18 protein-coding genes and 1 pseudogene are annotated in these 22,331 nt (G+C 67.8%); 5 read left to right on the top strand and 14 right to left on the bottom strand.

The annotated features are described in order from the left end of the window. Window positions 1–7 precede the first annotated feature (7 nt). Window positions 8–2,008, top strand: a complete 2,001-nt coding sequence (locus F1D05_RS04755) for an amylo-alpha-1,6-glucosidase (RefSeq protein WP_185446185.1) — start codon at window positions 8–10, stop codon at window positions 2,006–2,008. On the opposite strand, the gene F1D05_RS04750 is transcribed toward F1D05_RS04755, so the two are convergent. Continuing rightward, window positions 1,951–2,592 (bottom strand): LysE family translocator, encoded by a 642-nt coding sequence (locus F1D05_RS04750; RefSeq protein ID WP_185446184.1) that lies wholly within the window; start codon window positions 2,590–2,592, stop codon window positions 1,951–1,953. The genes F1D05_RS04755 and F1D05_RS04750 overlap by 58 nt on opposite strands. Window positions 2,593–2,681: 89 nt before the next feature. Between F1D05_RS04750 and F1D05_RS04745 the strand changes: the two genes are divergently transcribed. Next, window positions 2,682–4,154: a PLP-dependent aminotransferase family protein gene (locus F1D05_RS04745; RefSeq protein ID WP_185446183.1), complete on the top strand. Its 1,473-nt coding sequence runs from the start codon at window positions 2,682–2,684 to the stop codon at window positions 4,152–4,154. Window positions 4,155–4,253: 99 nt separating this feature from the next. On the opposite strand, the gene F1D05_RS04740 is transcribed toward F1D05_RS04745, so the two are convergent. Beyond that, the gene (locus F1D05_RS04740) at window positions 4,254–4,502 is read right to left on the bottom strand and encodes a DUF7455 domain-containing protein (protein ID WP_219732992.1); all 249 of its coding nucleotides are present in this window, start codon (window positions 4,500–4,502) and stop codon (window positions 4,254–4,256) included. Window positions 4,503–4,945: 443 nt separating this feature from the next. On the opposite strand from F1D05_RS04740, the gene F1D05_RS04735 reads away from it, so the two are divergent. Both F1D05_RS04735 and F1D05_RS04730 read left to right on the top strand, forming a co-directional pair. Then, the gene (locus F1D05_RS04735; protein WP_185446181.1) at window positions 4,946–7,030 is read left to right on the top strand and encodes a DNA gyrase/topoisomerase IV subunit B; all 2,085 of its coding nucleotides are present in this window, start codon (window positions 4,946–4,948) and stop codon (window positions 7,028–7,030) included. Further along, a complete protein-coding gene (locus F1D05_RS04730; protein WP_185446180.1) occupies window positions 7,027–7,689 on the top strand; it encodes an HAD family hydrolase in 663 nt (220 codons plus the stop codon). The genes F1D05_RS04735 and F1D05_RS04730 overlap by 4 nt, the downstream gene beginning before the upstream one ends. A gap of 5 nt (window positions 7,690–7,694) precedes the next feature. On the opposite strand, the gene F1D05_RS04725 is transcribed toward F1D05_RS04730, so the two are convergent. Then, window positions 7,695–8,423, bottom strand: coding sequence for a class F sortase (locus F1D05_RS04725; protein ID WP_246486429.1), 729 nt, complete (start codon window positions 8,421–8,423; stop codon window positions 7,695–7,697). Window positions 8,424–8,440: 17 nt separating this feature from the next. Continuing rightward, complete coding sequence (locus F1D05_RS04720; protein ID WP_185446179.1) at window positions 8,441–9,169, bottom strand: hypothetical protein; 729 nt, start codon at window positions 9,167–9,169, stop codon at window positions 8,441–8,443. A gap of 125 nt (window positions 9,170–9,294) precedes the next feature. On the opposite strand from F1D05_RS04720, the gene F1D05_RS04715 reads away from it, so the two are divergent. Next, entirely contained in the window at window positions 9,295–9,762 is a 468-nt protein-coding gene (locus tag F1D05_RS04715) for a VOC family protein (RefSeq protein WP_185446178.1), read from the top strand. A 39-nt stretch (window positions 9,763–9,801) separates the two neighbouring features. Here F1D05_RS04715 and F1D05_RS04710 read toward each other — a convergent pair whose 3' ends face one another. The 10 genes and pseudogenes from F1D05_RS04710 to F1D05_RS04665 form a co-directional block, all read right to left on the bottom strand. Next, the gene (locus tag F1D05_RS04710; protein ID WP_185446177.1) at window positions 9,802–11,130 is read right to left on the bottom strand and encodes a hypothetical protein; all 1,329 of its coding nucleotides are present in this window, start codon (window positions 11,128–11,130) and stop codon (window positions 9,802–9,804) included. A 235-nt stretch (window positions 11,131–11,365) separates the two neighbouring features. Then, a complete protein-coding gene (locus F1D05_RS04705; RefSeq protein ID WP_246486428.1) occupies window positions 11,366–12,235 on the bottom strand; it encodes a haloalkane dehalogenase in 870 nt (289 codons plus the stop codon). Further along, entirely contained in the window at window positions 12,222–12,419 is a 198-nt protein-coding gene (locus F1D05_RS04700) for a three-helix bundle dimerization domain-containing protein (RefSeq protein WP_185446176.1), read from the bottom strand. The genes F1D05_RS04705 and F1D05_RS04700 overlap by 14 nt, the downstream gene beginning before the upstream one ends. Window positions 12,420–12,842: 423 nt before the next feature. Next, window positions 12,843–13,355, bottom strand: a complete 513-nt coding sequence (locus F1D05_RS04695) for a beta-class carbonic anhydrase (protein ID WP_185446175.1) — start codon at window positions 13,353–13,355, stop codon at window positions 12,843–12,845. Further along, window positions 13,352–14,293 carry a sucrase ferredoxin gene (locus F1D05_RS04690; RefSeq protein WP_246486427.1) on the bottom strand — a complete coding sequence of 314 codons (942 nt, stop codon included), beginning with the start codon at window positions 14,291–14,293 and terminating at the stop codon, window positions 13,352–13,354. Before F1D05_RS04690 ends, F1D05_RS04695 begins: the two co-directional genes overlap by 4 nt. A 68-nt stretch (window positions 14,294–14,361) precedes the next feature. Beyond that, window positions 14,362–15,930 (bottom strand): MFS transporter, encoded by a 1,569-nt coding sequence (locus tag F1D05_RS04685; protein ID WP_246486827.1) that lies wholly within the window; start codon window positions 15,928–15,930, stop codon window positions 14,362–14,364. Window positions 15,931–16,020: 90 nt separating this feature from the next. After that, the gene (locus F1D05_RS04680) at window positions 16,021–16,725 is read right to left on the bottom strand and encodes an LppX_LprAFG lipoprotein (RefSeq protein ID WP_185446173.1); all 705 of its coding nucleotides are present in this window, start codon (window positions 16,723–16,725) and stop codon (window positions 16,021–16,023) included. Window positions 16,726–16,729: 4 nt separating this feature from the next. Beyond that, window positions 16,730–19,181: pseudogene (locus tag F1D05_RS04675) on the bottom strand (DNA gyrase/topoisomerase IV subunit A). A 380-nt stretch (window positions 19,182–19,561) separates the two neighbouring features. Continuing rightward, entirely contained in the window at window positions 19,562–21,547 is a 1,986-nt protein-coding gene (locus F1D05_RS04670; protein ID WP_185446172.1) for an FtsX-like permease family protein, read from the bottom strand. Continuing rightward, window positions 21,547–22,314, bottom strand: a complete 768-nt coding sequence (locus F1D05_RS04665; protein WP_185446171.1) for an ABC transporter ATP-binding protein — start codon at window positions 22,312–22,314, stop codon at window positions 21,547–21,549. Before F1D05_RS04665 ends, F1D05_RS04670 begins: the two co-directional genes overlap by 1 nt. Window positions 22,315–22,331: the final 17 nt, after the last annotated feature.

The following is a 22,331-nucleotide window of genomic DNA, read 5'->3' as shown; positions in this document are numbered from 1 at the left end:
TGGAGACATGGCTCAGTTGCACGAACTCGTGACCGCGATCGCCGCCCCCTGGGTGGTGCTCTCCCCGCGCTCCGGCCAGCTCACCGGCAGATCCGCGGACGGCGAAGGTGTCTACGCCCGCGACCGGCGGATCCTGTCGCGGCTGTCCGTCACGGTCGACGGGAGACCGCCGGTGCCGCTCCAGGTGGACAAAAGGAACGCCGGCACCCATGAGTACATCGCAGTGCTCGACGGTCTCGGCGACTCCGGTCACGACCCGAGCGTCACCCTGCACCGGACCAGGACCGTCGACGGCGACGGCCTGACCGAGCGGATCACCATCGTGAACCGCTCCGGTATCGAGATCACGCCGCGGCTGGAAGTTGCCCTAGGCACCGATCTTGCCGGGATCGCGGCCATCCGCGGCGGCGCCGCTGACGACCTGCCGGATCTCGTCGCCTCGGACGAGCTGGCCTGGGAGTCGGACGGCATCCGGGTCAGCGCCAGCTTCGAGCCCAGCGCCGCCGAGGACCTGACGTGGACCCCGAAGATCGCCGCCGGCGACGAGTTCACCCTTGTACTACGGGTCTCCGCGACCTTCCCGAAGCCGGACGGTTTCAGCATCGACCCGCCCGCCGGCCGACCGGCGTACGAGCAGGTGTCGGTCGACTGCGACGACATCCGGGTCGCCCGCTGGGTGAAGAGGTCACTCGACGATGTCGCCGGGTTGCAGCTGGCGGCGCCCGGGGGAGAGCGCTATCTCGGCGCCGGTCCGCCCTGGTACCTGACTCTGTTCGGCCGTGACTCGCTGATCTCGGCCGGCATGATGATTCCGGTCGATCCGGGTCTCGCCGCGGGGACGCTGAGAGCGCTCGCTGCCTGGCAGGGGACGAAGGTCGACCCGGATTCGGCCGAGCAGCCCGGCAAGATCCCGCACGAGCTCCGCGCGGAGGCCGCTGATCACGGTGGCGGCCTGGTCCTTCCCGCGGCGTACTACGGAACGCACGACGCTACCCAGCTCTGGGTCATCACGCTGCACAAGGCGTGGCGCTGGGGCATGCCCACCGACGAGGTCCGCGAACTGCTGCCCGCATTGCGCAAGGCGCTGACCTGGATGAGCGACTACGCGGACCCGGATGGCGACGGGTTCCTCGAGTACATCGACGAGTCCGGCCACGGCCTGGCGAACCAGGGCTGGAAGGATTCCGCGGACTCGGTCCAGTGGCCCGACGGCACCATCGCCACCGCCCCGATCGCTCTCTGCGAGGTCCAGGCCTACGCCTACTCGGCCGCCATCAAGGGCGCGGAGATCCTCGACGCTCTCGGTGAAGAAGGCGCGGCTCACTGGCGTGCCTGGGCGGCCGTGCTGAAGGAGAGCTTCCGGCGCAGCTTCTGGGTGGACGGCTATCCGGCCATTGCCCTCGACGGCGCGAAGAACCCGGTCGCCGGCCCGTCGTCCAACCTAGGCCACCTGCTCGGCACCGGTCTGCTCGACGCTGAGGAAGAACGGCTGGTCGCCGAGGTGCTCGCCAGCGACGACCTGAACAGCGGCTTCGGCCTCAGAACGTTGTCAAAGGCAATGACCCGCTTCAACCCACTCGGCTACCACACCGGCAGCGTCTGGCCGCATGACACCGCAATGGCCGTCGAAGGCCTGTACGCCGCCAAGTCCTCCGCGACCGCGACCTCGTACGTCGAAGGCCTGCTGCTCGCAGCCGAGTCGTTCGACTACCGCCTACCCGAGTTGTTCGGCGGCCGTGGCCTGACAGAGGAGACGACCCCCACGCCGTACCCGTTGTCCTGCCGCCCACAGGCTTGGGCGGCTGCGTCGGCGATCGCAGTACTCGTCGCGGCTCTCGGCATCGATCCGGACGTTCCCAACGGCACGCTCACAGTCACCCCGGCCGAGCACCTGCCGTGGGAGCGCCTGACTTTGAGTGGTCTCACGATCGGCGGCGAGTCGTTGTCGGTTCAGTGGAAGGACGGCGAGACGGCTGTCACCAAGGCGAAGATCGCGAGTCCCAGATAGACGAGGGCGACGATCCGGTTCCGGGACCGGCTCGTCGTTCGTAGTGATCGGAAGCGGCGGCCGAGGGCATCGGCGCCGAGGGCGTAGCAGAGGTCGAGAGTGAGGCCGATCAGCATTACTGCGAGGCCGAGGCAGAGCATTTCGGTGCGGAGTCGGTCGGGGCCGGCGTCGCGGGTGGTGAACTGCGGGAGGAAGGCGAGGAAGAACAGGGCCGCCTTTGGGTTGAGGAGGTTCACCAGTACGCCTTCGCGATAGACGCGGCCGAGTGGGGCGACATGGATGGCGCCTGGGCCGTCGGTCACCGGTGCTCTGAGCAACTTGATGCCGAGGAAGGCCAGATAGAGGGCGCCGGCGACAGTGATCGCGGTGAAGAGGGTGGGGGAGGCCCGCACCAACGCGACGAGGCCGAGGGCTGCGACTACGACGTACACGAGTGAGCCGGTTTCGATCGCGAGCGCCGAGACCACTCCGGCCCGGCGGCCTTGGGCGAGGCTGCGCAGCGAGATGTAGATGTTGTTCGGTCCTGGCATCCCGACCAGGACCACTGTCGCCGCCACGAACCCGAGCGCCTGCCCGATCCCCATCCACTTTCCTCACTCTCGATCCACTCTGGACTTGCCGGGTCTAGCCTGACTGGGCACGAAGCAGTCCACCCGAGCCAATTCGAGGAGAAGTGGACCGTTCTGGAGACGCCGCCGCTCTGGGCGAGCTGATCGGCCGTCAGTTGCCCGGACCGGGCGGTCTCTACCGCCGGCTGGCCGACGCGATCGCCGCGGTGATCGGCTCCGACGAGCTACCGGTCGGCGCCCGACTGCCCGCGGAACGCCCACTGGCCGAGGCCTTGGCGATCAGCCGTTCCACCGTCGTCGCGGCGTACGACGAACTGCGGTCGCGCGGGTTGGTCGAGAGCCGGCGCGGCAGCGGTACGACGGTGGCCGCATCGGCGGGCCGTGGCCGATCCGGCGCGGACAAGCGGATGCCAACCGGGTACGGCGAGTCCTTGTTCCGCCGGATCACGATCGATCCGGGTGAGGTGATCGCCATGACGTACGCGGTCGATCCCGGCATGCCTGAGCTCGCCGGCGAGGTTGAGGACCTGGCCCGTACGGATCTCCCGTTGCTGCTCCAAGGTGTCGGCTACCACCCGCGCGGACTGCAGGTGCTGCGCGAACGGATCGCGGATCACTTCGCCGAGTCCGGGTTGCCGACAACGGCCGACGAGATCGTTGTAACAAGTGGAGCTCATCAGGCCATCGCGTTGACGACCCAGATGTACCTGCGGACAGGTGCGGCCGTGGTGATCGAGCAGCCCAGCTGGCCGGGTTGCTTCGACCTCTTCGGCGCCGCCGGTGGTCGGGTGGTTGGAGTACCGCTGGACGACGCCGGGATCAGGCCTGACCTCCTCGCGAAGGCGCTGGCCGAGCATCAGCCGGCGATGCTGTTCGTGATGCCGACCTTCCAGAATCCGACCGGCCGGCTGATGACCGCGAGCCGACGACGACAGGTCGCGGAACTGGCCGCGAAGTACGGCGTGGTGGTGGTCGAGGACAACGCGTATTCGGCCTGGGATCCGACGGGTCCGGACATCCCGCCGCCGCTGGCCGCATTCGCACCGAAGAATGCCGAGGTGCTGACGATCGGGTCGGTCTCGAAGGCGGTCTGGGGTGGTCTGCGGATCGGCTGGATCCGGGCACCGCGACCGTTGGCCGAGCGGCTCGCGCGACACAAGGCGCTGGCTGACTTGGGCAGTCCGGTGATCGATCAGGCACTGACGGCCAGGCTGTTGCCGCGGCTGACGGAGCTGACGGCTGCCAGGGCGATCAGCGCGACGGAGCGGAAACACCTGATGGGTCAGTTGCTGACCGAGCGGCTACCGGAGTGGCGCTGGGAGTCACCTGAGGGTGGCTCGGCGTTGTGGGTCCAGTTGCCGGACACCGACGCACGGATGTTCGCGCAGGTCGCGTTGCGGCACGGGGTCGAGGTGGTGGCCGGGCGGGCGATGGATCCGACCGGGGCTCACGACGATCACCTCCGAGTGCCGTTCAGCTACCCGGCCGAGGTGATGAGCGAGGCCGTGGACCGGCTGGCCGGCGCTTGGCGCGAACTGCGCCGGCATGGACCCGCGCCCGCGGTACCGATGATCTAGGCCCTCAGGGCGGCAGACATGACGGATGGTGGCCACCCCTTGGGGTGACCACCATCGATGAAATCAGCGGGAAAGCGCCCTAGGCGCCAATGAGGCCGGTTACCGCTCGTCCTCCGTTGAGGAGACGGTCGCCGGCTCTGCGTCGAGCCGTCCCGTCTCGTCGTGGATGGTGATCGCGATGTTGCGCAGCTTGTCCGAGTGCTCGCGGCCGTGGTGGGCGCAGAACAGAAGCTCCCCACCGCTGGTCAGGGTCACACGAACGTAGGCCTGCGCGCCGCAGCGGTCACAACGGTCCGCAGCCGACAGGGTCGAGCTCGGGGCGAGTGCTGTAGTCACTTGAGGCCTCATCTCATCTAGTTCCGTTCTCACCAGATAGCAACATCCTGACATGCGGATCGCTTCCCGGTTGGTGCAGCGTGTCCGAATGTGAGACGAACCACCTGTTCCCTTATGACGCATATTGACGGGCAATCGTTTCGGATACGGGTGAATTGCTGTCTCTGGCGAGTGTCGGGCGTGTCTACTCTCACTGTGAGCGATGACCTGGACACCCTGCGCTGATCTGCGGAGTGTCGTAAAGCACTCTCGATCGAGTCCGGATCGATACCTGCCGAAACACCTTTCTGGGGTGCCGTCCCTAGTTTTTCTTCGGTACCCAGCTCAGCACCTGGTTATACCGGCGCCACCGGCTGGGCCTGCCAGAAATTGGGGGAGCGGCTGCGTAGGCTGTGAGGGTGCGAAGGCCAGGGCCGGAGCACGTTTGTCTGTTGGTGAACCAGTGAAGGAGCCAAGTGGCCGCCCCGACGCCTCGCAGTGCCGAGCTCGACCCGACGTACAACGCCCGCAACCTGCTGGTCCTCGAGGGCCTGGAGGCGGTGCGCAAGCGGCCGGGTATGTACATCGGCTCGACCGACAGCCGCGGTCTGATGCATTGCCTGTGGGAGATCATCGACAACGCCGTGGACGAGGCGCTGGCCGGTCACGGCGATCGGATCGACGTCATCCTGCACAAGGACGGTTCGGTCGAGGTCCGTGACCGCGCTCGCGGTATCCCGGTCGACATCGAGCCGAAGACCAAGCTCAGCGGTGTCGAGGTGGTCTTCACCAAACTGCACGCCGGCGGCAAGTTCGGCGGCGGTTCGTACAACGCCTCCGGTGGCCTGCACGGTGTCGGCGCCTCCGTCGTGAACGCGCTGTCCGCGCGGCTCGACGTCGAGGTCGATCGTGGCGGCTCGATCTGGACGACCTCCTTCCGGCGCGGTGTGGCCGGTGAGTTCGACGGTGAGGGCGCTTCGGCGGACTTCACCCCCGCGGTCGGCCTGCGCAAGGCCGGCCGGGCGAAGAAGGGGATGACCGGCACCCGGATCCGGTACTGGGCGGATCGGCAGATCTTCACCCGGGACGCGGCCTTCAACTACGACGAGCTGGCCACCCGGGCCCGCCAGACCTCGTTCCTGGTGCCGGGCCTCGAGCTCGTTGTCCGCGACGAGCGCGGCGAGGAGGCGACCGAGGAGTCGTTCAAGCACGACGGCGGGATCAGCGAGTTCTGCGAGTTCCTGGCGACCGACCAGAAGGTCACCGACGTGGTCCGGCTGACCGGGACCGGGCACTTCACCGAGACCGTGCCGATGCTGGACGACGCCGGCCACATGACGCCGACCGACGTCGAGCGCGATCTCGAGGTCGACATCGCGATCCGCTGGGGCGACGGCTACGAGACCGAGCTCCGGTCGTTCGTGAACATCGTGGCGACGCCGAAGGGCGGCACCCACGTGGCCGGCTTCGAGCGGGCGCTGCCGAAGGTGTTCACCAGTGCGATGAACGGCACCCGGCTGCTGAAGAGCGGCGAGGAGCTGATCAAGGACGACGTGCTGGAAGGTATGACGTCGGTGGTCACCGTCCGGCTCTCCGAGCCGCAGTTCGACGGCCAGACCAAGGAAGTACTCGGTACTCCGGCCGCTTCGCGGATCGTCTCGAAGGTGGTCCAGACCGAGCTGGAGGCGTTCCTGACCTCCACCAAGGGCGTCGCGAAGGCCCAAGCGCGTGCAGTGCTGGAGAAGGTGGTGGCGGCGTCGCGGACGCGGGTCGCCGCCCGGCAGCACCGTGAGCTGCAGCGGCGGAAGACGGCGCTGGAGTCGTCGGCGTTGCCGGCCAAGCTGGCCGACTGCCGCAGCAACGACGTGGACCGGTCCGAGCTGTTCATCGTCGAGGGTGATTCGGCTCTCGGGACGGCGAAGCTGGCCCGGAGCTCGGAGTTCCAGGCGCTGCTGCCGATCCGGGGCAAGATCCTGAACGTGCAGAAGGCGTCGGTCGCCGACATGCTGAAGAACGCCGAGTGCGCCTCGATCATCCAGGTGGTCGGCGCCGGCTCGGGCCGCAGCTTCGACCTCGCGCAGGCGCGCTACGGCAAGATAATCTTCATGGCCGACGCCGACTCCGACGGCGCCCACATCCGTTGCCTGCTGGCGACGCTGTTCTTCCGGTACATGCGGCCCCTGGTCGACGCCGGTCGCGTCTACACCGCCGTACCGCCGCTGCACCGCTTCGAGCTGACCAACCCGAAGAAGGGTCAGGACAAGTACATCTACACCTACAGCGACGCGGAGTATCAGCGGAAGTCGGCCGAGCTGATGAAGAAGGGCGTCAAGTGGAAAGAGCCCCCGCAGCGCTACAAGGGTCTCGGTGAGATGGACGCGGACCAGCTCGCGGAAACCACCGTCGACCCCCGCCATCGCACCCTGCGCCGGATGACCGTCGACGACGGCGAAGCGGCGGCAGGAGTCTTCGACCTCCTGATGGGCAACGACGTGGCCCCCCGCAAGGAGTTCATCGTCCAAGGCGCCTACGAACTGGACGAAGCCCGCATCGACGCATGACACCCGATCTGCCCCGGATCGCCTGTTTTGATCTGGACAACACCCTCATCGATCGGGACGCGGCGTTCGCGACCTGGGCGGAGTGGTGGGCCCAGAGCGTCGGGCTCGGGGCGGATGCGGTGTCTTGGTTGCTGGATCGGGATGAGGGCGGGTTCCGGCCACGGGCCGACTTGTTCGGCGGGGCCAAGGAACAGTTCGGGTTGAGGGCGTCGGTTGAGGCGCTTGAGGCGGCCTACGATCGGGAGCATCCGTTGTTCACCTGGGCCGAGCCTGAGGTGCTGGATGGGTTGAGAGCGCTTCGTACTGCGGGGTGGCGGGTGGTCGTGGTGACCAATGGGGGGATCGTCCAGCAGGGGATCAAGTTGGAGCACACGGGGATCGGGGCCGTGGTGGACTTCGGCTGTATCTCGGAGGCTGTCGGTGTGCGGAAGCCGGATCCGGTGATCTTCAAGATCGCGGCGGATCGGGTGGGCGCGACGCTGGAAGGCGGGTGGATGGTGGGGGACCATCCGGCGTACGACATCGCGGGTGGGATCGCGGCCGGGTTGAGGACGATCCGGGTCGGTGATCATCATCCCGAGGCGGCGACGGCTGATCGGGTTCCTACGCATCACTTTCAGTCGGTGCTGTCAGCGTTCGAGGTCATTTTGGCCGGCTGAAGGATTCAGCGGGGTTCGGCGATGACGACGGTGTTGCTCAGGTAGTCCTTGCCGTTCCAGTCTTCGCAGGTGACCAGTACGAGCCGGCCGGGGGTGGTCTGGTCGAAGAGTTCCGTGGCGTGCTTTGCGAGTGATTGTTTGGGGTAGTGGGTCACCGATGTGACCCGGTAGTTGATCCGGGCTGTGCTGGTCAGGACGGTTACGGTTGCGTCCATTCGGAGTTTGCCGAGGTCGTCGAAGGCTCCTCCGCCGGTGTGGACGGTGTGCGCGGTCAGGACGGCCGAGCCGATGTCGGCCCCGGGGCGAGCGCCTGCTGACCACCAGCCCACGACGCGTGGGTTCGACGGCGGCGTGAGGATGCCGTCTTCGGCGGCTATCGGTATCACCCGCGCCGATACCGCGATCTGTGGAAGCAATAGCAGCTTCGGGCCGTCCGGGCCGGCGTTCCCGGATCGGGCGGCGGGAGAGGCGCGCTCGTCTGGACCCTGATCGCCTCGCTGTACGCCGGAGCTCGTTGTGGGGTTGACCGGGCCGATCGTCGGCGTTTGCGGTGCTGGCGTCAGCTGGTTGGCCGGCGCGTTGGTCTCGGGCTGCATGGCGCCCTCGTGTCCGGGCGGCCGGGTGAAGACGACCCAGCCGCCCAGCAACGTGAGTAGGACGCACGCAGCGACGGCCAGCCGGCCCCGAGGTGATGGAGCCGGCTGGCCGCGTCGTAGAGGTCGGTTGCCGACCATGCGAGGCGTGGTTCCTGTCAGCGCTGGTGCTGTCCGAGGCGACGCCGGAGTACGAGCAGGAGCAGGCCGAGGCCGAACGTGATGCCGCCGCCCACCAGCAGGGCGGCGACGACCATCGTTCGGTCGTGGTCGGAGTCCTGCGAGACAGTGCCAGGAAGTCCGGCATCCACCGCGGTCGGCACGGCCACGGGAGTCGAGGGCGCGGGGGTCGACGCGGACGGCGTACTGGTCGTCGGCGACCCGGTCGGTGTCCCCGATGGCGTATCGGTCGGCGTCACGGTTGGGCTGCCAGTAGGTGTCGCCGTTGGCGTGTGGGTAGGTGTTGCTGTTGGTGTCGGGGTCGGCGAGGTGACCGCGCAATACACGCGTACCCGGGCCCTGGCGACGACGTCCCCGGCGGCGTTCTGGGCCTGGAGGTCGTAGGTGTTGTTGTTCACGAGACCGGCGAAGTCAACGGGCTCGACGCCGTGCCCTGGCACGGTCACGACGTAGTTGACGTAGATATTGCCTGCATGGGCCCCGACCATGTACGAATCGGTGATCGCATTGGGGTTATGCAGCTTGGCCGTGACTCCGACGCCGATCTCAGGGTTCGCAGAGCAGTTGGCCCGTGCCTCGCCGTAGTACGGCGGCTTGAGCGTCTGGGCTGACGCGAACGTACTCCCCGCGACCAGCAGACCCGTCGCGAGCGTTGCGGAGATTGGTAGGCAGACAAGGACAGAACGGATGGTGTGAAGAGTCTTCACGGTGCCCCCCTTAGGACACCTACTTGATGCGCCGAGGGGAAGTAAAGTTATCGGCGCCGAGCAGTCTGGTGTCCCTGCTGGGGTGCAAGATGTCCTCACGCCTAGTGAAGTGTGGGGGAGTGACCATGACCGAGAAGTCCTATGTGCCACCGATCGGACGCGTTCTGACGCCGTATCTGTGCTGCCGCGACGCCGCGAAGGCGATCGAGTGGTACGGCGAGGTGCTCGGCGCGAAGCTGGTCTGGGATCCGTTCATCGGCGCGGACGGCCGGATCGGGCACGCCGAGCTCGAGGTCGACGGAGCCGTCTTCATGATCTCCGACGCCTACCCGGAGCAGGGTGTGCATTCGCCGCCGGCCGACCAGCCGCCGACGTACGGGATGAATCTGTACGTGCCGGATGTGGACGCGACGACGGCCGCGGCGGAGAAGGCCGGCGCGAAGGTCGAGAAGCCGCCGGTCGACATGTTCCACGGATCGCGGCAGTCGACGGTGCTCGACCCGTTCGGGATCCGCTGGGTGCTCGCGACGCACCTGCGCGAGGTCGGCATGGACACGTTCGACGCCGCGCGGGACGGGTTCGCCGGGAAGTGAAGCCTTGGGGTGCACGCGAGAACGTGCACCCCAGCTAGCTCAGCTGAGCGCGGCTCGTAGTACCGAGTGCGCGCCTGCGACGATCTGGTCGCGGTTGGTCTCGTACGTCGGGTCGGTGATCGCAGTCTTGTTCGCTAGGTCGAACTGGAGCACCGGCACGTGCAGGTGGCCGGCCGGCATCGACGGGTCGAGCAGGTCGCGCTGCAGCGTGTTGCGGTAGGCGACCTCGTTGGACAGGTAGCCGCCGCCGGTGCCCTCGGACGCGATCGAACCGGCGGTCGGGCCGTCCGGCCGCCGGACCGGGAGCGTCTCGCCGGCAGGGATCTCCAGCACCGATGTGTTCACCCGGGTGCGGAACTGCGTCGGCACGGTCGCGCCGGACATCCGCGCCAGCGGGAGACTGGAGGTGATCCACTCGGGTCCGGCGGGCATGCTCGGTGAGACGACGGGTGCGTTGATGGTGCCGCCGCCCCACAGGTTGTTGTTGTCACCGATCGAGCTGACCGAGCGGCGTCGCCCGTTGAACGCCTCCAGATCGAAGATGCCGACCCGGCCCTGGCTGGCCGTCATCACCAGATCGGCGTGCTGCGGACCGCCCCGGTAGTGCGGGGCGAGCGCGTTCTCGACCATGTTCTCGTCGAAGTCCGTGTACCTGACCGGCAACATCACCGTCTGGATCTCGTACGTCTTGCCGTTCACCGTCCAGCGCTGACCGTCCAGGGTCAGCGCGTTGGCGCCGGACGGGTTCCCGATCCGGATGTCGGCGTCGAGCGTGAACGGGTCGAACCCGGTCAGCAGGATCTTCCGTACGCCGGGGGAGAACCGGCTGCTGGTGATCCCGCGGGAGGAGTACTCGAAGGAGCGGATGAGTTCCGCGCGGTCCGTAGTACCGAGGGCGAAGTGTGGTTGCCACTGGCGTAGCGCGAGTGCCATCGAGATGCGGGCCCAGTAGAGGCCACGGTCGTCCGTCGACGGCAGCGCCGGTGCGGTTTGCGGGTGCTGGGCGCGGTACGTCGCCGTACGCCAGAGCAGTTGGCCCTGGACGCGGACAAGGGCCGTCGCCGCGGCGCGGTTCGGCATAGCGCAGAGCAGGTGGCTGAAGAGTCTGACCTGACGATCGAAGCCGGACCTGGCCAGGATCTCGGCCGGTACGGACGGGCCGCCGGCGACACCGCGGTCGAGGCGTTGCTCCTCGACGGTTCCAGTGACGCTCAGGTCGAAGCAACTGGTCGACGGCGAGGCGGCGGACGGTGTCGGGGCGGCCGGCGCCGGCGCTGCGGTCGCGGACGGGAGGGTGGTCAGCGCGGAGGAGAGGGCGAGCGCGCCCGCCAGGAAGGCAGGAAGTAGAGAGCTAGGGCGGAGTCTCATAAGGGTTTTCTATCAGACCGGGCAGGCGCGGCCGAGCGATCCGAACATCAGCACCTATTGCAGACAGTATGCAAGGGATTACCTTCTGAGGTGGCGCCGCCCAACGCCGCACGGTCTCGTGAGGAGCCTCAAGATGAATTCCCCCGTACTGCGTGCTTCCGGGTTGAGCAGTAGCGGTACAGCGGTTAGAGCTTGGGGCATACAGCGAACAAGCCAGCGCCGCTCGGCCCGCTGATCAGGGGAGGTTGGTCAGCCAGGTGGTGAGGGCCTTGGTGATCTGGGTGGGGGAGTCTTCGGGGAGGAAGTGGAGGCCGGGGACGGTGACTTCTTGCTGATTGGGCCAGGTGCGGCATTGACGGCGGAGCGGGCCGGTGAGCAGAGCGCCGGGGTCGCCGTTGATGAAGAGCTTCGGGACGGTGGTGGAGGCCATCCATTCGGCGTTGTGGGTGACGGTTTCGTGGACGTCGGCGGGTTCGCCGTCGATGGGGATTTCGCGGGGCCAGGTCAAGGTGGGGCGCCGGGACTCGCCTGGTTCGAGGTACGGGGCTCGGTAGGCGTCCATCTCTTCGCCGGACAGTTGCCGGATGGTGCCCGCGGGGAGGACTTTCTCGACGAACGTGTTGTCGGTCAGCACCAGGTGCTCACCGGCAGAACTGCGCAGGGCTTTGAACAGCGCGGGGTCGGGTGCGTTGTCGCTGTCCCACGACACTGGAGCGATCAGTGTTTCCAGGTAGGCGATCCCGCGGACCGCGCCAGGGTGGCGGCGGGCCCAGTCGACGCCCAGTACGCCGCCCCAGTCGTGGCCGACGATGACCACGTCGTCGCGGATCCCGACCGCCTCGAGGAACTTGTCGAGCCGGCCGGCATGGTCGGCGAACCGGTACCCGACCGGACCTGGGGTGGGGAGTTTGTCGGAGGCGCCCATCCCGATCAGGTCGGGCGCCACACATCGGCCATGGTGTGAGACCGGTTCGAGAATGTTTCGCCACAGGTACGACGAGGTCGGGTTGCCGTGGAGGAACACGATCGGCCGGCCGGTGCCTACCTCGCGGTAGGCCATCCGCAGGCCGTCGACCTCCGCGAACCGCATCTCAGACCAGCGCACGTAGCTTCTGCCTGGCGGTGCGTTCGACGAATAACGGCACGAAATCGCGGATCGGATTGCCCTCGAACTCCGGGACGCTGTCGGCGACGGCATCTTCGACGATGGACGGCGGAAGGCCAGGAAACGTCTTCCTGAGTCGCTCGATGGCCTCGGTGATTGCGCGAGCTTCTTCGGAGCGGTTCATGACTCCAGCGTTGTACAAGCGGGGAGCTCACGCAACCAACTCTCGGTGCCGAGTATGGGACTGATCAGGCCAGGCCGAGTCGAGGGCTGGGCTAGCCACTTACCGTTGCTGAGATGGACTCGGGTTGCACTGATTCGGGGGCAGCGTCGGCTTCGCTGACGACGCGGTGAACGACGGCGAGGCCGATGCCTGTGCCGCCCGCGAGGGTCCGCAGGCTTTCCCCTCCGGCGCGGCGGGCGACGAGATTTCGTTTACAGGTCAAGAGCCGGCGGCCATCGCCGTCCTCGTCGTGCGGGTCGGCGGCCGCCGGATCCGTTCCAGCTCCGAGAACCGGTCACCAGTAGGCACCGCCGGCAAACTCCCCGGCAGCATCGGATCCGCTCGTCGGCGTCTACTACGAATTGGACACCGGCAAGGTCGTGATCAGCTGATCTGGGTGAGGAGACCGGTGTCCACGTCGTACATGAATCCGCCGACCAGGACGTCGTCGCCGATGAGCGGGTGTTCGCGGACGGCGGCCACGTCGTGGCGGAGGGCTTCGAGCTGGTCGGGGATGACGTTCAGGGGGAGGTAGGCGGCCGGTTTGCCGGCCGCCAGCTCGACCTTGGCGCGCATCTCGTCCTCGGTCATCGAGGCCATCGCGCAGCGGGTGTGCGGGATGATCATGATGCGGTGTACGCCGAGGAGCTGGACGCCGAGAACCAGGCCGGTGAGGGTCAGGTCGGTGACGCGGGCACCCGCGCTCCGCAGGACCTTCGCGTCACCCGGCTTGAGGCCGAGCAGCTCCAGCGGCGGGATGCGCGAGTCCATGCAGGTGACGACGCCGATACCGGCGTGGGCGATGCCGTCGAAGCCGCTGTAGGCGAAGTTCGCGGCGTACTCGGCGTTGGCGGCCAGCAGGTCCTCGAACCCGCCGGGGACTACCGGATCCGTCATCTGAGATCTCCAGGGATCACTGTTCCGGCACGCAGGATCGACATGGCGAACGGCTCCTTTCCACAAGACTCCGGGCGGGGTGGGTCGACGGATTCGCTGCTGACGGGGACCGTCCAGGTCCGGCCGTCGACGTGACTGATCGTCACGTTCTCCAGGTCCTCCGCGATGACGCCGAGGCTGTCCAGTCCGACCTCGCCGATGAGGTGGCGGACAGCGATCTCGGCGACCTGGCCGCGCTTGGACCAGGTGGTCCGGCCGCGCAGGTTGTTCAGTACGGTCTCGCCGCGGTCGGACGCGGCAAGGATGGCGCCGGCGGTCTCGAGGTCGAGGTGGCCGTGCATGGTTCCGGCGGGCAACAGGGTGGCGGTCGGCGCGAACCGGTGGCCGCCGAGGTGGTCGGCCTCCCAGACGCGGCCCGGGGTGAGCTCCGCCAGCGCGTTGACGATCGGGCGGCCGAGAATCGCGCAGCATTCGTCGCGCTTGCCGTTCGTACAGACCAGGAGGACGGACTCGTTGACCGGGGTCAGCTCGGGGCACGAGGTCAGGGCGGCATCCAGGTCACCGCGGCGTACGGCGTCGAGGTCGAGCGAGGCCAACTGGACGGGGTCCCGCACCGATCCGCCGAGCAGCCAGCTGTGGCCAGGGAGGGTGCAGGCGACGTAGACCTGGTGGGCGCGCGGCACCGCATCGTTGTGCTTGCCTGGAGTACGGATCAGCCCGAATCGCAGATCGGCCTTCTTGCAGGCGTCGTCGAACTCGCTGCCGAACACGGGATCGAGATGGCTCTGGGTGGCAGCCTTGGCGCCCCACGGGCCGGGTTGCTCGACGACGACCCACCCGGTGGCGACTACCGCCGTACCGGGGAGTGGCTCATTCAGCACCCGGCAGAAGGTCGAGCAAAGGCCCGGCCGACCGGTCGCGTCGGTTCTCACACTCACGCGCATCACGGTACGCGAGCCGCCCATACGTTCGCATGACTGTCGTCACCTGTGGACAGTTGGTTGCCTCACGCACCGGTTACCGGACGCCGCCCCAAGAGCAGGACAGCCAGTACCGCGGCCGCGAGCGCGCAGACCGCAGCGCCGGCGAAGATCGTGTGCACTTGTGAAATCGCGGCGTCGCGGAGTGCGTCCACGAACGGGCGGCACGAGCCGGGGGCGGAAGGGCAGAGCTCGTTCGGTGACGGTACGTCGTCCACCAGCGTGTAGTAGCGGCGCAGCCCGATCGCAGTCAGTGCGGAGACGCCGACGAGCATGCCGACCATCCGGGCGACCACGACGAGCGCGCTGACCAGTCCGTGGCTGTCGGAGCGGGTCGCGGCGAGCATGGCCGTGTTGACCGGCGATAGGGCGAGACCGAAGCCGAAACCGCAGACCAGCAGCACGATCGTGGCCGGAGCGTGCTTCAGCGCGTTGCGCTCCCAGAACGTCATCAGCACGAACATCGCGCCGGCAAGGCCGAGCCCGACGCCGGTGATCAGCCCGAGCCCGTACCGCCTTGTGAGCCAACCACCGACCACTGCGCCGAGCGGCAGCGCGATCAGAAAGCGCAGCAGCACGAGTGCTGCTGCCAGTTGGCCGCCGCCTTGCGTAGTACGAGCGAAGACCGGTACGTCGACCAGTGCCGCGATCAGGGCCGCGCCGACGAGAAAGCTGACGAGCAACGATCCCCAGGCCGGCTTGGCGCCCAGTAACCCTGCTGGGACGATCGCGTTCGCCGTACGGCGTTGCCAGAGGGCGAAGGCGATCGCGAAGACCACGGCAGCTACCAGCAGCCAGGGGCCGGCCGGTGCCATCACCTCGCGCTCCGGGTCGGCGGTGGCGAAGGCCAGCACGACTCCCGCGAGCGCTAGTGCGAGCAGCGCTGCACCGACCGCATCTACTTGCCGAGCGACGACAGTGAGCATCTTGCGATTCTTCAGGAGCACAAGGACGAGCCAGAGCACTGCTAGTACGAGTGTGGCGACGCCGATCGGGGTCAGCAGACGCGAGTCGCCTGTGAACGGTACGAACGGCAGGCCCAGCGTCACACCTGTTGCTAGTCGCTCTGGAGCAGTCAGGGTGAGGCCGAGAGCGATGCAGGCCAGCAGACCGACTCCTGCCGACAGTGGTGGTCTCTGTCGGCCGCGAAGCAACAGGGCCAGCACCACTGCGACAGTGAGGTTAAGCCAGAAGATGTAGCGCCAGTCGGCGACAGCGAGGACCAGGGCTCCCAGCAGCGGACCGAGGACCGACCCGAGCTCCTGCACGGCGCCGACCACGCCAAGGGGGAGTCCGCGCTTGTCAGCAGGCCAGAGGTCGGCCACAAGCGCCAGCGTTGCCGGTATGAGCCCACCACCGCCGACGCCCTGCAGGAATCGCCCGGTGACGATCAGGGAGAGGTCGTAAGCCCCAGCGGTGATCAATGAGCCGACTGCGAACAGCAGCAGGGCTCCGACCAAGACGGGAGTCCTGCCGACGACGTCCGCGATGCGACCGATCAGCGGCAGTACGGCGATGTAGCCCAGCAGGAAGCCGGACAGGATCGGCGCGGCCCGTTGCAGCTGGTCCGCGGACAGCCCGACACCGGACATCATGTCGGGCAACGCCAGTACTACGACGTAGGTGTCCGCGGCCCGCGAAAGCGACCGCGACCGAGGCGAGGCTCAACCGCGCCCTGGGACTGCTCACGGCTTGGTGATCTCTACCTGTTCGCCGTACTTGTCCAGAGTCACGTCATAGCTGCTGGTGGCGCCGTCGTAGAACGGGCCGGTGATCGTCGCCGACACCAGTTGCTTGGTGTCCTTGTCGATCTTGAAGCTGCTCGGGAAGTCCTGGTCGCCCGCTGCCTTCGGAAAGATGCCCTGCAGCGACTTGCCTGTCACCTTGCCGGTGATCTCGGTCAGCACCTTCGAGCCGTCCCGCGTGTCGCCCTTCACCGCCGCGTCCTTCAGGCCGGGCAGTACTGCGGTCAGGCCCTTCGTCGGGTCGAGCAGGATCGCCGGGTCGGGTGCGCCGAGGCCGGCCAGCTGTGACGGCGGCAACTCGATGAACTTCGGGGTGAACGACAGCTTGGCGTAGACCTTGCTGCCGACGGAGATGACCTCGGCGTCGATCGGCGAACCGGCCGCGCGCACGGTCAGCTTGCCCTTGAACGCCGGCGCGTGGGTCGCGACACCGTCCCCACTGGCCAGCGTCTGGGCACTGTCCGGCAGGTCCCGGCCGGACAGCACGATGTGCACGCTCGCCGCGTCGTCGATGTTCTTCTTCGCAGCGGTGAGCAGCGCCACCGGGTCGTCGCCGGACTTGCCACCGCCCGCGTCGTCCTTCTTGTCACTACAGCCGGTGAGGGCGAGCAGCAGCACCGCGCCGAGCGCGACGAGTCTCTTCATGGGCTCAGCCTGCCAGGTCCGAAGCGCAGGCAGCGATCGGTTGCGCCACCGGCACGCCGGAACCGTCGCGACGCGGGTCGATCGGCGGCAGGTCGACCGGGGCTCCGCTGTTCGCGCTGGCGCGGACCGGCGTGACCCCGACGAACGCCAGCAACAGGCCGTCCTCGCCCTTGAGCAGCCGGTGGCAGCGGACGCCGCCGGTCCCGCGGCCCTTGGCCGGGTACTCGCTGAACGGCGTGACCTTCACCGCACCGACCTCCGTGCCCGGCAGTGCCGAGGAGGAGCCGGAGATGGTGACGAGCTGTGCTTCCTTGCCCTGCGTGAGTGCACCGAAGAAGACCACCTTGGCGCCGGCGGCGAGCCGTACGCCGGCCATGCCGCCCGCAGTACGGCCTTGTGGTCGCACTGCCGAGGCACCGAAGTGCAGGAGCTGGGCGTCGGTGGTGACGAAGCAGAGCTCCTCTTCACCGGTGGCCAGCTCGACAGCGCCGACAACCACGTCGCCGTCGTTGAGCCGGATGATCTCCCACGAGTCACGGTTGCTCAGGTGATCCGGAACGACCCGCTTCACCACGCCACCCGCGGTACCGAGGGCGACGCCGACCGATTCGGGGTCCATCGTGGTCAGCGCGAGCGCCTTCTCGCCATGCTCCAGCGAGACGAACTCGGCGACCGGTGCGCCACCCTGCAGGTTCGGCGCGTTCGCGGTCGTCGGTACGGCGGGCAGATCGAGCGACTCCAGCCGGATCAACCGGCCGGTGCTGGTGATCAGGCCGTACTGGCCGCGGGCGGTGCTCTTGATCGCGGACACGATCGCGTCGTGCTTGGCCCGGCCGTCACCCTCGCCGAACGGCTCGACGCCGTTGGTGCGGGCCAGCAGGCCGGTCGAGCTCATCAGGACCCAGCACGGGTCGTCGGTGACCTCCAGTGGGACGGCCGCCGTCTTGGTGGCACCAGAGGACTCCAGCAGCACCGTCCGCCGCGGCGTGCCGTAGGTCTTGGCGACCTCGGCCAGCTCCTCGGAGACGATCTTCTTCAGCAACGACTCGTCGGACAGGATCGCGTTCAGCTTCTCGATGATGGCTTCGAGTTCAGCCTTCTCGGTGTCCAGCTCAAGCTTGGAGAACTTGGTCAGCCGGCGCAGCGGCATGTCCAGGATGTAGTTGGTCTGGACCTCGCTCAGGTCGTAGATGTCCATCAACCGGGTTCGCGCGGCGGCCGCGTCGTCGCTGGTCCGGATGATCTGGATGACCTCGTCGATGTCCAGGATCGCGATCAGCAGGCCGTCGACGATGTGCAGCCGGTCTGCTGCCTTCTTCTTGCGGAACTCGCTGCGGCGCTTGGTGACGAGGTAGCGGTGTTCCAGATACACCTCGAGCAGCGCGCGCAGCCCGAGCGTCTGCGGCTGGCCGTCGACCAGGCAGACCGCGTTGATCGAGAACGAGTCCTCGAGCGGCGTCATCTTGTACAGCTGTTCCAGCAGGGCCCTCGGGGACGAAGCCGTTCTTGACCTCGATCACCAGCTGGGTGCCGTGCGCCCGGTCGGTCAGGTCCTTGACGTCGGAGATGCCCTGCAGCTTCTTCGCCTGGACCAGGGTCTTGATCTTCTCGATCACCTTCTCCGGGCCGACCGTGTACGGCAGCTCGGTGACCACGATGCCCTTGCGGCGCGGGGTGATGTTCTCGATCCGCGCGGTGGCGCGCATCTTGAAGCTGCCGCGGCCGGTCAGGTAGGCGTCCTTGATCCCTTCCAGGCCGACGATCTTGCCGCCGGTCGGCAGGTCCGGGCCGGGGATGAACCGCATCAGGTCGTCCAGGTCGGCGTTCGGCGACTTGATCAGGTGCCGCAGTGCCTGGATCACCTCGATCAGGTTGTGCGGGGCCATGTTGGTGGCCATCCCGACCGCGATCCCGGCGGCGCCGTTGACCAGCAGGTTCGGGAAGGCGGCCGGCAGTACGGCCGGCTCTTCCTCGCGGCCGTCGTAGTTGGGCTTGAAGTCGACGACGTTCTCGTCCAGCCCGTTCGTCATCGCCAGCGACGACGGCGCCATCCGGCACTCCGTGTAGCGCATCGCGGCGGGGCCGTCGTCGAGGGAGCCGAAGTTTCCGTGGCCGTCGATCAGCGGCAGCCGCATCGACCAGGGCTGCGCGGTCCGGACCAGGGCGTCGTAGATCGCGCCGTCACCGTGCGGGTGGTACTTACCCATCACTTCACCGACGACGCGGGCGCTCTTCACATGGCCGCGGTCGGGGCGGATGTTGTTCTCCGCCATCGAGAACAGGATCCGTCGCTGGACCGGCTTCAGCCCGTCCCGGGCGTCCGGCAGCGCCCGGGAGTAGATCACCGAGTAGGCGTACTCCAGGAAGCTGCTGCGCATCTCGTCGGAGACGTCGACGTCGAGGATGCGCTCCTCGAAGTCCTCCGGTTCGGCGGTGGTGTTGGTACGGCGTGCCATGCGGGTCTAAGAACTCCTCGATGCCAGCAACTCTTCTTCAGAGGCGCCGCGGCGGTCCGACGGCAGCGCCATTGTCCCTGCTGCCTCGTCCAGAGCCCAGCACCGACCCACCTTAGGGTCCTGTGTCGGGGGTTCGTGCACAGCTCCGGCGCCCAGGCACGCACCTCGCGGCACCTGACCACTGGAGCTGAAGCACGTACCCCCGACACAGGACCCTAGTAGCGTGTCGCGTCAAAAGCTTGGGTTCTGGCGGTGTTCAGGTGCGTGCATCGCGGTGGCGGAGGAACGGTGTCGATGCTTTTCCATCATTGCCGTTTCTCCGCTGCCGCGAGGTGCGTGCCTGGACGCCGCCAGTGCCAAGATTTTGGCGCGACACGCTACTAGTCGCCTACCGCGTCGGCCGGACTGGTCCTGCGGAGGATGAAGGCGGTCGGCGCGGTGGCCGCTCCGGTGGCCAGAACTAGGCAGAGAGTGCCGATTCCGAGCAGTAGTGCCCAGGGGATTGTCGTGGGGACGTCGTGCAGGCCTTCGGTCATGGCGTGGCGGAGGAGGATTCCGACCGTGGTGGTGATGACGGTGCCGAGCGTGAGGGCTGCGGCACCGACCAGGGAGGACTCCCAGAGGACCATTCGGCGGATCTGGGCGGGGGTCGCGCCGAGGAGGCGAGAGGTGACGAACTCGTGGCGGCGCTGCAGGCTGCCCATCAGGAGGGTGTTGGCAATCGCGATGGCGCTGTAGATCGCGGCCGGACCGAGCAGCAGGATCAGGCCGAACTGGTTCCCCTTTCGCAGCCCTTCGTCCTGCTCCCGTTCCCAGGCTTCGGCCCGTACTACGTGCGCTCCGGTGCCCGTCAGTTGCTGATCGAGCCTCGCCTGGAGTTGTCCTGGATCGACGCCGTCGGCCGGAAGGACGAACCAGTGCTCCGGCTGAGCCTCGGGAGCGTGCTGCCGGGCGAGGTCTTGCGGGACGAGCATCGACGAATTGACGCCCTGGGCATCACGGAGGATGGCGACGACCCGCAGGGCGTCCGTCGTACGGTCGGTGTAGACGACGCTGACCTCGCTACCGATCTTGTAGTGCCCGAGACCGGCCATTTCTTTGCCGATGGCAACGGTTTTGCCGGTCAGCTGGGTCAGGTCGCCGGTGATCGGAGTCAGCGCGCGGGTGCGAGCGGCGAGGGCCGGATCGATCCCTTCGCCGCTTTCGAGTTCCGCGTCGTCGGCGTCCTTGCGGATGATCCCGACCGGGATTCCGCCGTCGGCCACAGCAACGCCGGGCGTCGCGAGAATGCGCTCTCTCAGGTCTCCCGGGTTCTCTGCCGCGGTGATGACGAGCGGTGCCGTCAGGGTGTCGCGGATGGTGGCGGAGTTCGCGTCGGCGGCGAAGCTCAGGGTGAGCACCATCGAGCCGGCGATCGCGGAGATGCTCAGGATCGGCGCCGCCAGCGAGGCGCTCCGGCGTGGTGCAGCGACCACATTGCTCCGTGCCAGCCGTCCCGACGCGTTGGTCCAGCGGACGAGTGGGATTGCCCACAACCGGCCGATCCATGGCACCACCAGCGGTGCGAGCAAAGTCAGCGCGATGACGAGAAACATCGGCGTGAACATGGCGAGCGGTATCACCGCTTCCCCGGTCCCCGGCCGGATCAGTGCGAGCAGCGTGATCGACCCGGCCAGGAAGATCAGCCCGAACAGGATCCGGACCACACCGATCCGCGGCGGCTCCAATGCGGCCTCCCGGAGCGCCTCGACCGGCCCGACCCGCCCCGCGCGGCGTGCGGCCGACCTTGCACCCAGCAAGGCGACGACGAGCCCGATGGCGACCGTGATCGCGAGTGGCACCCAGGGACTCGCCGCCTCGAGCTTCACCGGTGCCAGCTCCGTGTACGACGCTCTCGCCAGCAGCAGCGGTGTTGCCAGCTGAGCCAGTACCGCTCCGGTCAGCGAGGCGGCCAGGGCGACCATGAACGCCTCGCCGAGCACCATCCGGCGGATCTGCCGTGGAGTCGCTCCGATCAGCCGGAGCAGCCCGACCTCCCGGCGCCGCGAGGCGACCGCGAAGGCGAAGGTGCTGGCGATCACGAAGATCGTGATGAACCCGCAGATCCCTCCGACCAGCGAGAGCACGGTCTGCAGACCGGAGACGTCCGCGCCGTCGAGCGGCACCCGCACGTTGCGCGGGTCATCGTCACCGGAGCCGGGAACGCGCACGGTGATGCCGGCGCCGGTCGGCCCGTGGTACGCGATGGTGGCCGCCGTCGCGGTGGCGGCCAGGCCGAGAAGGAAGACCCCGACGGAGAGCGCGACGAACGAACCGGCGTACAGCGGCAGGTGGCGGCGTACGGTCTGACGACTGAGGAAGAACATCAGCGCTCCAGATCGCTCATCGCGGCGGCGATCTGGGCCGGGCTGCCGTTGTCGAGCGAGCCTGCGACCAGCCCGTCGGACAGGAACAGCACCCGCGACGCGTACGCCGCGGCGACCGGGTCGTGGGTGACCATCACCACCGTCTGGCCGGCCCGATCGGTTGCCTCGCGCAACAACCCGAGGATCTGCCGGCTGGTCGTGCTGTCCAGTGCGCCGGTCGGTTCGTCGGCGAAGAACACCGCGGGCCGGGTGATCAGCGCACGGGCGATCGCCACCCGTTGCTGCTGGCCACCGGACAGTTCCGCCGGCCTGCGCTTGGCCTTGTCCGCCAGACCGACCTGGTCGAGGACACCTTGCACGTCCTGTCGACGGGGACGGCTTCCGGTCAGCCGGAGCGGCAGTGCGACGTTGTCGTACACCGTCAGCGAGGGCAGCAGGTTATAGGCCTGGAACACGAAGCCCATCTGCTTGCGACGCAGCTTGGTGAGCGCGACCTCGTCGAGCCCTTGTAGTTCGATACCGCCGAGCAGCACGCTCCCAGAGGTCGGCTGGTCCAGCCCGGCCGCGCACTGCAGCAAGGTGGACTTGCCTGAGCCGGACGCGCCCATGACGGCGGTGAACGACCCCTGGTGGAAGTGGTACGTCACGCCCCGCAGGGCTTCGACCGCTCCGGCCTTGGAGCGGTAGGTCTTGGTGATCCCGTCGAGCAACAGTGCAGGCGGCTCGCTCGGTACGACGAAGGGGCGCGTCGGCGCGGTGCTGGTCATGGTTCCAGCCAACCGCC

The sequence above is a fragment of the Kribbella qitaiheensis genome (assembly GCF_014217565.1).
GTDB lineage: Bacteria > Actinomycetota > Actinomycetes > Propionibacteriales > Kribbellaceae > Kribbella > Kribbella qitaiheensis_A.
The sequence above is the reverse complement of the archived record's forward strand: the minus strand, read 5'-3'. Positions and strand labels throughout refer to the sequence as shown.